Below are 3,019 nucleotides of genomic sequence, written 5' to 3'. Positions count from 1 at the left end.
GAGCACTTCGCTTACCTTCAGGGGTGCTCTTTCTTCCGTTTGCTCCTGTTTAGACATAAAAAGAGCTTTAAAAATGTTGACAAAGTTTATCCCGTCCTGCATCCCCCTTACCGTAGGGTCTTCAGCGATATTCACCACTTCTGATGTGGGATCTGTTTCGTACTCATACCCTTTAAATTCCTCATTTTTAAGTTCCAGGAATCGCTTCTGGTTTTCAGGGCTCACGACCACCTCATCCAGTTCGGTTACTTTTTCATTCACTTCGACTACCAATCTATTCCGTTCCAGGATTTCAGGAGTTATCTCCACGATCTCGATCTGGTAATTCACGGAAGTAAAAACCAATTCATCCCCTTCTTTCACCCGGATGGCAAATTCTCCATTTTTATTAGTAATAGTGGCTCTTTCAGCGGTAGTATTAATGACGTTCTCATTCACCACATTGCTGTTCCGGTACAACACCTTTCCCCTTAGGATTCTTCGACCGTCATCCTGGGCAACGGCACCAAACGCGAAAACTATTGCCAACGAAAAAAGCAACAGGTATGAGCGGATATTTAATCGTGCGTTTTGCATCATCCCCTAAAATACGGACAAGTAGCGGGGATAAAAAAATTTATACGGTTTAAACTTATGTTAATTAGGTGCAGGGAAGCAAAAAAAGGTGTTTCCCTATAATTTCTAACTAAAAATTCATCGCATCTCACCCTATGTATGGATTTTAGAAATCCATTCATCCTATTATTATGTATTTCGGGGTGGAAAGTGTTCAGGGATCGTTTATAATCCTATTTTTGTTGTTCACTATTGGCTGGTTTAATTAGGCCCATTATGAAAATGAAATTGCTTCTCACCGGACTGGCTTTGTGCGCTATTCAGGCCATGCTGGGTCAGATCAAAATAGGCGACAATCCACAAAGCCTGGACGCCGGCTCTGTACTGGAACTGGAAAGCAGCAACAGGGCCCTGGTGATCACAAGACTGAGCACTGCGCAAATGAATAGTCTGAGCCCACTACCGGGGGCATTGGTTTACAATACGGATGTTCAGTGTATTCATTATTATGACGGTAGCAGCTGGATAAATCTCTGTGAGGCATCGGCCTTTGAACTGACCAACGACGCTATTGTCAATGCGGATACCACCATAGCCCTTACCCGGAACGGCGGTCAAATAAATGTTGAGGTAGATGAAATTACGGGATTGAATATTGTGGACCAGTCGCTAACCCGGGATGATTACGGCCCGAGTTCCGTAAATGGTAATGCCCATATTCAGGAAAGTTCTACTCCTCCGAACCGGTTGATACCTTCTGCAGTCCCCAATCAGATCCTGAATGAGGTCATTTGGGCCAATCCAGATGTGCTTGCCATGGGAAAAGTAAATGCAAGTGTACCTGTCAGGACAAGGGGTGCTAATGTGCTTCCTGTTACTACCGGTGTATACAACGTAATTCTAGACAATCCGAGGCCTACAGCGGATTATATCATACAATTAACAACGGCCAACGGGGATTTTAGAGCTCAGGTATCCGTTCAGTTAAATGATTCATTTCTTGTTTCTATTTATAATGCTGCAGGAGCTCCTGCAGATACAACCTGGTATTTCACTGTCTTAGATTTCTAGTGTCATGAGGATACTTCTCATCCTTATTGTGGTTTTTTGTGCCCCGTTTGGCATGGCACAAACAGCCTTGTACAATGCGGGAAATATCCGGATCCACGAAGGGGGCAACCTGGGGGTTCACACCAACCTGATCAACGATTCTTCCTTCTCAGAAAATCTTGGCCTGGCCGGATTTTACGGAGGGCAGAACCTTGAGGTCTCAGGGGCCTTTGCACCGATATTCTTCGATATGGAAATCGTAAATCCACAGGGGGTTTTTCTCAGTACCTCAATGGCTGTTGAGAACAACGCCAACTTTGTGGAGGGCGACTTTCAAACTTCAAGAATAAGCGCCGATGCCTATCTGGATTTTGCACCCAACAGTTTTTATTCTGGCCAGAGTGATCTCTCCAAGGTAGATGGTTATGCAGCCTACTCCGGGGCTTCTACTTTCACCTTTCCCGTAGGAGACCAACAGCAATTACGCAGCTTGCGACTCAACGCTTCCGGGGGGATTGAATTTGCCAAATGTGCCTATTTTTTCGAGAATCCCGACACAAATGGATTTAATACTGCCATACGGACCGAAACGCTCGCCAATATCAGCCAGCAGGAGTTCTGGAAATTGGAGGGAAATACTTTAGGTACAGTTACCTTAAGCTGGAATGTGCGCAGTAATATGGCTGCCATTGCTCCTGACCTCAACTTTATTACCCTGGTAGGGTGGAACATAGCCCAAAGACAGTGGATTTCACTGGGCAGTACTTCTGTGAACGGGGATTTGAATACGGGAACCATAAGCTCAGCAGCTTTTGTTCCGGATGATTATGCAGCCATAACCTTTGGAAGCCTGGCAGAACCTTCAGAACTGCTGGTCCTGGACAACTACTGGCTGAGCCCGAACAATGATGGGATAAACGATGTTCTTATCATCCCCGAATTGGAACTAAGCCCCAATAATCTGCTACAAATTTTCGACCGCAATGGCATTCGGGTTTTTGAACAGGAAAATTACCGTAATGAATTTAGGGGATTTGCTAATACGGGCAGTTGGGTCATCAATCCAGATAAGGGCCTGCCGACCGGGATATACTACTACACCGCAGACCTGTATGACCTTGAACTCAGTTATCAGGGTTATCTGTACCTGGAACGATAGGCAGGATTATATACCCAGGGGTTATTTTGTGATTATAAGGGACTTGCTGTAGGAAAAACGCAATGAGTTAATATTCATATTTTCAAATAGTTAATACCTCAATATTTTCAACTTATACATACTTTTCTTACGGTTACACAACTATTATTACTACATTTTAATCGGAAAAGTTAGCTTGAAGGATTAAAATTTCCCCTATGCACAAGCTTCTGAGTACGATAATTGCCTTGCTTCTGACTTCGGCCATTGCACACG

General features: G+C 44.3%; 3 protein-coding genes. 2 read left to right on the top strand and 1 reads right to left on the bottom strand.

What is annotated here, in order from left to right:
* The coding region (locus AC4E7D_RS13450; protein ID WP_490174299.1) for a carboxypeptidase-like regulatory domain-containing protein at nt 1–528 on the bottom strand (528 nt) is incomplete at its 3' end.
* A 303-nt stretch (nt 529–831) separates the two neighbouring features.
* On the opposite strand from AC4E7D_RS13450, the gene AC4E7D_RS13445 reads away from it, so the two are divergent.
* Together AC4E7D_RS13445 and AC4E7D_RS13440 are read left to right on the top strand one after the other, a co-directional pair.
* On the top strand, nt 832–1,626 hold the full coding sequence (locus AC4E7D_RS13445; protein WP_490174298.1) for a phage tail-like protein: 795 nt from the start codon (nt 832–834) through the stop codon (nt 1,624–1,626).
* A gap of 4 nt (nt 1,627–1,630) precedes the next feature.
* Nucleotides 1,631–2,764, top strand: a complete 1,134-nt coding sequence (locus AC4E7D_RS13440) for a T9SS type B sorting domain-containing protein (RefSeq protein ID WP_490174297.1) — start codon at nt 1,631–1,633, stop codon at nt 2,762–2,764.
* Nucleotides 2,765–3,019: the final 255 nt, after the last annotated feature.

This window comes from Lentiprolixibacter sp. (assembly GCF_982873095.1).
Note: the sequence above shows the minus strand (reverse complement) of the source record. Positions and strands in the feature narration are given on the sequence as shown.

Bases quoted from the DNA above. Each gene is read 5' to 3' on its own strand.
- AC4E7D_RS13440 (WP_490174297.1), top strand. From the start codon at position 1,631: ATGAGGATACTTCTCATCCTTATTGTGGTTTTTTGTGCCCCGTTTGGC.
- AC4E7D_RS13445 (WP_490174298.1), top strand. From the start codon at position 832: ATGAAAATGAAATTGCTTCTCACCGGACTGGCTTTGTGCGCTATTCAG.